The organism is Streptomyces sp. rh34, assembly GCF_002551245.1.
In the GTDB taxonomy this organism is placed as follows: Bacteria; Actinomycetota; Actinomycetes; order Streptomycetales; family Streptomycetaceae; genus Streptomyces.
In genome coordinates this window covers 1-7,541 of the sequence record NZ_NTGZ01000325.1, presented here as the reverse complement: position 1 = coordinate 7,541, position 7,541 = coordinate 1, and the positions used below count along the sequence as shown (strand labels likewise).

The window sequence follows — 7,541 nt, the reverse complement described above, 5'->3', positions numbered from 1 at the left end:
CGGCTTCACCGCCGGCCGGGCGGCCTTCGCGGCGTCATCGGCGGCCTTGCGCTCGGACAGGTCGACCACGGCGGGCTCGGACGGCTTCGGGGAGGCGTCGGCGAAGGCGGCGGCGGACGGGACCAGCACCGCGCCGGCCGCGACAGCGGCCAGGACGGTGGCACGCAGGGTACGACGAGAGGTGAAAGCGGTCATACGGATGGCTCCATTCCAGAGTCGGCCCCGTGACGGTCCCGGATGACGGTTCGCACCGGGGACGGGGCATGCCGCCAGGCTGGCGTGGAGATATGAAGAAGCTGTCAGAGCGCTGTGGTCATCCCATCAGGGGCCGGACGGCGTGGTTCCGGGCAGCCGAAGGACGAACGTCGACCCCTTGCCCTCGACGCTCGTCGCGTCCACCGTGCCACCGTGGGCCTCGACCAGTTTGCGGACGATGGCGAGGCCCAGGCCGCTGCCGCCCGTACGGCGGCTGCGGGACTTCTCCGCGCGCCAGAACCGGTCGAAGACATGGGGAAGGTCCTCGGACGGGATGCCGGAACCGGTGTCCGCCACCTCGACCAGCACCGCCCCGTCACCCTCGTCGGAGGCGTACGCGCGCAGCGTCACCCGCCCGCCCTCCGGTGTGTGCCGTACGGCGTTGGACACCAGGTTGCCCACCACCTGCCGGAGCCTGACCGGATCGGCGCGCAGGGCCGGCCCCGGGGCGGTGCCCGTGACGGCGAGGGTGACGCCCGCGTTCTCCGCCCGCGCCTGGTGGGCGGCGGCGACCTGGCTCAGCAGCTCCCGGGCCTCGACGGGTTCGGGATGCAGTCGCAGTACCCCGGCGTCGGCGGCGGCCAGGTCCTGGAGGTCGTCGATGATGTGCTGGAGCAGCACGGCCTCCTCCAGCAACGAGGAGACGAACGCCGGGTCGGGGTCGGCGAGTCCGTCCTGGGCGGCCTCCAGCCAGCCCCGGATGTTGCTCAGCGGGGTGCGCAGCTCATGGGCGACGTCGCTCACCATGGCCTTGCGCTGCTCCTCCAGTCGCGCCCGGTGCGCGGACATGTCGTTGAACGCCGCGGCCAGCCGGCCGACCTCGTCGTCCCCCGAGACGGGCACCGACTCCGGCTGCTCCCCGTCCCGCATACGCTGCGCGGCGCCGGTCAGCGCGTGCAGCGGACGTACCAGCCGGGCTCCCGCGAACACCGACGCGCCCACGGTGAGGGCCAGCACGAGCGCAGCCGCGCCCGCGATCCTGGCCGTGTTCGCGGGGGAGAGGTCGAACCCGGGCAGCGTCGCGCCGCCCTCGTCACCGATGAAGAGGAGGGCGGGGGAGGCCACGTACGAGCTGAGCTGTTCGCTCCGGGCCGTGCCCACACAGGACGCGATGGCCCGGTCGTTCTCCCCGGTGCGTTCCGGCGTCACGACGGACGGCTCGGCGTCCTCCGCAGGGGCGTCGCGCGGCGTCGGCACAGGCGCGGGCTCCGGCACCAGCGGCCCGGGTTCGCCCGGCCGCGGACCGGATTCGGGTGCCAGGGACACCCGCGCCGGGTCACCCCAGGACAGGTCGCTGTTCAGCCGCACACCCTCGCGTCCCTGGCGCTTCAGACAGGCGTCGGCCAGCTCGGTGAGCGCGTCGAGCGCCTTCCGTTCCGAAGGGGTCGGTGTGTCCAGAGCGGCGAGATCACAACGGGTGCCCAGCGCGCGTTCGGGGTCGTTGCCCACGATCTGCACCCGGGGGCGGCCGCTCGGGCCGACCACCACGTCCGAGGCGATTCCCGCCTGGTTCAGGCACTCCACCTTGCTGTCGGCGGTCCGCCGCAACGCCTTGCTGTCCGCCGCCGACAGCCGGAACGGACCCACCGCCCGGGGGTCGATGCGGTCGGCCGCCGTCCCCTGCCCGTCGGTCCCGCGCGCCGCCAGAACGGTGTCCACGGACAACGGGTCGACCACGGCGGACGCCTGCGGCCCGAGCGCCGGGGCGGTCGCCGCGGTGGCCGAGTCGGCGAGCGGCTGCCTGCCCTGCGTGGTCAGGGCGACCCGGCGGCCCGACTCCCGGGCCAGTTCGCGCACCGTCGCACCGACCCCGTCCCAGGTCGGATTGCGGGCGGCGTAGTCCAGCAGGGTGTCGTAGATCCGGGCGTCCGCGGTGAGGTTCTGCCCCTGCTCCTGCTTGATCGCACCCGAGGTGGTCTGCACGGCGATCCAGGCGGTGGCCGCCACCGAACACGCGGCCACCAGCGCCGAAACGGCGAGCAGCCGCCCCAGCAGGCTCCGGCGCAGCGGCAGCCGCGCCCGGCCCGCCCTCTCCCGTCGGCCGTCGCGCCGTCCGCGTCGGCCGGCGCTCTTGCCGTCCCCGCCCGTACCGAGCCCGACCGTCCCGTCGTCCCCGTCGCGCACCCTACGCACGCCGGACCGCCTTCGCCGGGTCGGTGAGCTTGTAGCCGACGCCGAACACCGTGAGCAGGCGTTCCGGCCGCCGCGGGGCCCGCTCGATCTTCTTGCGCAGGTTCATGACGTGCACGTCGACGGTCCGGGCGCTGATGTAGCGGTCGAACCCGTGGAGTTCCTCCAGCAGCCGCTGACGGCTGAACACCCGGTCCGGGCCCGCCGCCAGGGCCGCCAGGATCCGGAATTCGCCCGGGGTGCACTCCACCCTTCCGCCGCCCACGGACACCTCGTGCCGCGCGGGGTCGACCACGAGGGCGCCGACGCGCAGGACGGGGTCCTCGGCCACCGGCTCCGGGGCGGCGGTCCGCCGGGTACGCCGCAGCAGGGTACGGACGCGGGCCATCAGCTCCCGCGGGCTGTAGGGCTTGGTCATGTAGTCGTCGGCGCCGAGGTCGAGACCGAGCAGGAGATCGTCCTCGGTCGAGCGGGCGGTCAGCATCAGCACCGGCAGTTCGCGGTTCTCGGACCGCAGCACCCGCACCACGTCGAGTCCGTCGGCCCGGGGCATCATGACATCGAGAACGAGCAGGTCGGGTTCCTGGTGCCGGACGGCGTCGAGCGCGGCGAGGCCGTCGCCCACGATCCGTACGGCGTGTCCTTCCCGTTCCAGATAGCGGCGTACGAGCTCGGCCTGCTTCTCGTCGTCCTCGGCAACCATGACGTCTGCGCACACGCCCCCGATCGTAGAGCGCGGGATCGCGGTGCGAGACCGGGGCGGCCCCCACGCCGCCCGCGTCCCGGACGTGAACCCGGCCGGGTCCGCCGGCCGCCCGCGCCCGGCGCGGCCCCCGCGCCGATGCCGACCTTGTGATCAAAGGTGTGCAGATGTCATGGGAGGAAGGATGGAAGGTGAGGCCGCATCGTTCGGAGGCCGGTCGAAAATGAACGCGAACAGCTTCGGTGGTTCACGCAACCTCCTTATAGTGGTGCCGCGTTGATCGTATGGTCGCAACGCGTGAAGCCGCCGCCCCTGGAGTCCGTACGATGACGAACCCCTCGTCCGCCACGCCCGCGTCCACGGCCGGTACCGGCGGAGGCTGCCCGGTGGGCGCCGGTACGGGCGCCGTCGCGCTCGGCGGACCCGGCTTCCCCACCGAACCGCAGGCGCTCTACCGGTCCATGCGGCGCGACCACGGGCCGGTCGTCCCGGTCGAGCTGCCCGGCGGCTTCCCCGCCTGGCTGGTGATCGGCTACCGGGAACTCCACCAGGTCACCAGCGACGGGGAGCTGTTCCCCCGGGACGTCTCCCTGTGGAACCAGTGGGGACACGTCCCCGCCGACTGGCCGCTGCTGCCCATGGTGGGCACCCCCATGCCGTCCATCTACTTCACCGCCGGAGCCGAGCACCGTCGGCACGTCGACATGGTCGTACCGGCTCTGGAAGGGGCGGACCCCTTCGAGATCCGGCAGCACTGCGAGCAGTTGGCCGACCGGCTCATCGACGCCGTGTGCAGCCGGGGAACCGCCGACCTCGTCGCCGAGTTCGCCGAGCCGCTGCCCGTCCTCGTGCTCGCCCGGCTCGTCGGCTTCCCCGACGACGAGGGCGCCGACATCGCGCGGGTGCTCAAGGACCTCGCCGACGGCGGCCCCGGCGCGCAGAAGGCGCACCTGAGCTTCGGCGAGCACATGCAGCGCCTGGTCGCGGCCAAGCGGGCGCGGCCCGGCGACGACGTGACCTCCCGGATGCTCGCCCACCCCGAACCGTTCACGGACGAGGAGTACGCGCTCGACCTGATGGCCATCACGGCCGCCGGACACCTCACCACCGCCGACTGGATCAGCAACTCCACCCGGCTGATGCTCACCGAGGACCAGTTCGCCGACGCCCTGTCCGGCGGCCGGCACAGTGTCGCCGAGGCCATGAACGAGGTGCTCTGGGAGGACGGCCCCACCCAGATCCTGGCCGGTCGCTGGGCCGCGCGCGACGCCCGGCTCGGCGGGCGGAACATCGCCCGCGGCGACATGCTGCTCCTCGGGCTCGGCGCGGCCAACGCCGACCCGCACATCCGGCAGCAGGTCACCGCCTCCGCCGTCCGCTCCGGGCAGGGCGGCAACAGCGCGCACCTGGCGTTCAGCCACGGCGAGTACCGCTGCCCCTTCCCCGCCCAGGAGATCGCGGAGATCATCGCCCGTACCGGTATCGAGGTGCTGCTGGACCGGCTGCCCGACCTCGAACTGGCCGTCCCCGCGACCGAACTGGTCCGCCGGCCGTCCGCCTTCCTGCGCGGGACGACCGCCCTGCCCGTCCGCTTCACTCCCGTACGCACGACAGGAGACGCGTTGTGAACTGCCCGCACACTGCCGCCGCGGCCGGCCGGGGCGCCGGGACCGTCGTCATCGACCCCATGGTCCAGGACCTGGACGGCGAGACCGCGCGGCTGCGCGACGCCGGGGTCCTCGCCCGGATCGACCTGCTCGGCGTCCCGGCCTGGGCGGTCACCCGGCACGCCGAGGCACGCCAACTCCTGCTCGACCCGCGGCTGGTGAAGGACATCGACGCCTGGAGCCTCTGGCAGAGCGGCGCGGTGACCCACGCGTGGCCGCTGATCGGCATGATCGACGCCGGGCGCTCCATGTTCACCGTCGACGGGGCCGAACACCGGCGGCTGCGCACCAAGACCTCGCAGGCGCTCACCCCCCGCCGCCTGGAGACGATCCGCCCGGAGATCGAGAGGTTCACGCAGGAGCTGCTGGACGCCCTCGACGCCGCACAGGGGGACGACGGGGTCGTCGACCTGAAGGCGGTGTTCGCCCAGCCGCTGCCGATGCGGGTGGTGGGCATGCTGATGGGCGTGGACGAGTCCCAGCACGCCATGCTGACCAGGCAGTACAAGGCGTTCTTCTCCATGCTCACCCCGCAGGACGAACGCCTGGCACTGCTCGCCGAACTGGACGTCTTCTACACCGGCCTCGTACGGGAGAAGACCGCCCGGCCCACGGACGACCTCACCAGCGCGCTGATCCTGGCCGATGAGGGCGGCGAGCCGCTCACCGAGGAGGAGGTGGTGGGCAACCTCAAGGCCATGGTCGCCGCCGGGCACGAGACCACCATCGGCCTCGTCCTCAACGCCGTACGCGCGCTCCTCTCCCACCCGGACCAGTTGCGCATGGTGCTCGCCGGGGAGGTCGGCTGGGACGCGGTGATCGAGGAGACGCTGCGCTGGGACACTCCCACCACCCACCTGCTCATGCGGTTCGCCACCGAGGACATCACCGTCGGCGACGACGTGATCCACCGGGGCGAGGGAGTCGTCGTCTCCTACCGGGCCATCGGGCGCGACATCGAGCAGCACGGCGCCGACGCCGACGCCTTCGACATCACCCGCCCCACGCGGAACCGCCACATGACCTTCGGCCACGGCCCGCACATCTGCCCCGGCGCGGCCCTGTCGCGCGTCGAGGCGGGCATCGCGCTGCCCGCTCTGTTCAGGCGCTTCCCCGGGCTCCGCCTCGCCGTCCCGGACGAGGAGATCAGCAAGCTTCCGGTGATGACGCAGAACGACATGACCGCCTTCCCGGTCCTCCTGGGCTGACGACGGAACCGGCGGGCCGGGGGGAGGTGCCGTATGTCGTCCGGACCGGGGTTCCTGGCGCTCGCCCCGCATCGCTCCGGCACGGCCTCCCTCCTGTCCGACGCGGCACGCCGACGCGGCATGGAGGTGACCGTGCTGCCCGCCGACGGAGTCCCCGAGCGGTACCGGGGGAGGGGAGACGGGCACTACTACGGAGGCCCGCGCTTCGCCGCCCGGGTCGCTGATCCGCTCGGGGTGGCGCTCCTGGAGCCGCACGACGGGTGGCTGGACACGCTCCCGGGCACCTTCACCGGCCGGAGCGTCAGCCGCGTGCCCCTCTCCGAGGCCCGCCGGCGCAGCGGCCCGATCTTCGTCAAACCGCCCACCGACAAGAGCTTTCCCGCCGCCGTCCACCCGGACGGCGCATCGCTCCCGCAGCCTCCACCGGGCTCCGGCGACCCACTCGTCCAGATCAGTGAAGTCGTCGTCTGGGAGGACGAGTTCAGGCTCTTCCTGCTCGATGGCGAGATCCGCACCGGATCGCGCTACGCCGTGCACGGGCGGCTCGACGCGGCCCCACTGGCGGGCCACCCCCAGGAGGCCGCCGTACGCGCCTTCGCCTACCGGCTCACCGAGGAGTGCGGGGACACCCTGCCGGGAGCCGTCGTCGTGGACGTCGGGCGGATGCGCCACCCCGGCCGGGACGTCGAATGGGCGGTCGTCGAGGCCAACATGGCCTGGTTCAGCACCGTCTACGCCGCCGACCCCGACCGCGCCCTGGACGTGGTGCTCCGGTCGGCGGGCCCCGGCGGCCTGGTCCGGGAGCGGGACCTGGCGTTCCGGCGGAACCGCCCCACCGCGCCCGCGTCCGAGGGCTGAGGCGGTGCGCCGAACGGGGCCGCAAGGGCACGTGAAGATCCTGGTTGCCGAAGATTCAATCATGGTAACTTCGCGTTCAGTCATGTGAGTTGGACCGACTCGGCGGGGGGTGGCCGGCGATGAATGCTGTCCCGCACGGGCACCCGGGACCGGATCTGGTGCAGACCCTGGTCGACGCGCTGACCCTGCTCGAATGTGTCAAGGACCGGACCCAGCGCGTCGAGTTCGTGGAGACGGTGGCGTACAGGCTCGGCGTCGAACTGACCTACCCGGACAGCACGCCCCGGATCGACATGTCGCATCTGGTCCGCAAGGTGATCCACCGGCCCGGCGGCCCCGAGGCGCTCGTCTACGCGGTCCGCACCGTCTCCGGCAAGGACGAAGCCGAGCGGATAGCCGCCGAGGCGGGCATCCGGAGCGACGCCGGCCGGCCAGGCCCCCGGCCCGCGCCCGTCTTCGCCGAGGACGTCGCCCGGCAGGCGCGCCGACTGCTCGCCGAGGCGAAGGACATCGACGGGGGACGACTCGCCGCCCTCCTCGGCGAGGAACTGCCCGGGGACCTGCCGGACAGCGGAGCACCGGCCGAACTCTTCGACCACGCACTGGACATGACCGCGCTCGCCGACGGCCTCCCCGCCGCGGTGGTCCTCGTCGAAGCCGCCGCCGTCCTGTCGGACGGGTGGGGCGCACCGCTGCGCCGGTGGGCGGACCGCTGGGCCT

6 protein-coding genes and 1 pseudogene are annotated in these 7,541 nt (G+C 73.1%); 4 read left to right on the top strand and 3 right to left on the bottom strand.

The window, feature by feature from the left end; genetic code table 11:
• The 3 genes and pseudogenes from CR470_RS34045 to CR470_RS34035 form a co-directional block, all read right to left on the bottom strand.
• Positions 1-195 (bottom strand): annotated as a pseudogene (locus tag CR470_RS34045) (hypothetical protein); the annotation flags it as partial.
• 126 nt (positions 196-321) lie between these two features.
• Positions 322-2,379 carry a sensor histidine kinase gene (locus tag CR470_RS34040; RefSeq protein ID WP_373561461.1) on the bottom strand — a complete coding sequence of 686 codons (2,058 nt, stop codon included), beginning with the start codon at positions 2,377-2,379 and terminating at the stop codon, positions 322-324.
• A gap of 1 nt (position 2,380) precedes the next feature.
• Positions 2,381-3,088 (bottom strand): response regulator transcription factor, encoded by a 708-nt coding sequence (locus CR470_RS34035; protein ID WP_097871296.1) that lies wholly within the window; start codon positions 3,086-3,088, stop codon positions 2,381-2,383.
• A 326-nt stretch (positions 3,089-3,414) separates the two neighbouring features.
• On the opposite strand from CR470_RS34035, the gene CR470_RS34030 reads away from it, so the two are divergent.
• From CR470_RS34030 to CR470_RS34015, 4 genes are all read left to right on the top strand, one after another.
• Positions 3,415-4,716 (top strand): cytochrome P450, encoded by a 1,302-nt coding sequence (locus CR470_RS34030; RefSeq protein WP_097871295.1) that lies wholly within the window; start codon positions 3,415-3,417, stop codon positions 4,714-4,716.
• Positions 4,713-5,963 carry a cytochrome P450 family protein gene (locus CR470_RS34025; protein WP_097871294.1) on the top strand — a complete coding sequence of 417 codons (1,251 nt, stop codon included), beginning with the start codon at positions 4,713-4,715 and terminating at the stop codon, positions 5,961-5,963. Before CR470_RS34030 ends, CR470_RS34025 begins: the two co-directional genes overlap by 4 nt.
• A 33-nt stretch (positions 5,964-5,996) precedes the next feature.
• Positions 5,997-6,821, top strand: a complete 825-nt coding sequence (locus CR470_RS34020) for an ATP-grasp domain-containing protein (RefSeq protein ID WP_097871293.1) — start codon at positions 5,997-5,999, stop codon at positions 6,819-6,821.
• A gap of 119 nt (positions 6,822-6,940) precedes the next feature.
• On the top strand, positions 6,941-7,541 hold a 601-nt coding region (locus CR470_RS34015; protein WP_441350787.1), incomplete at its 3' end, for an effector-associated domain 2-containing protein.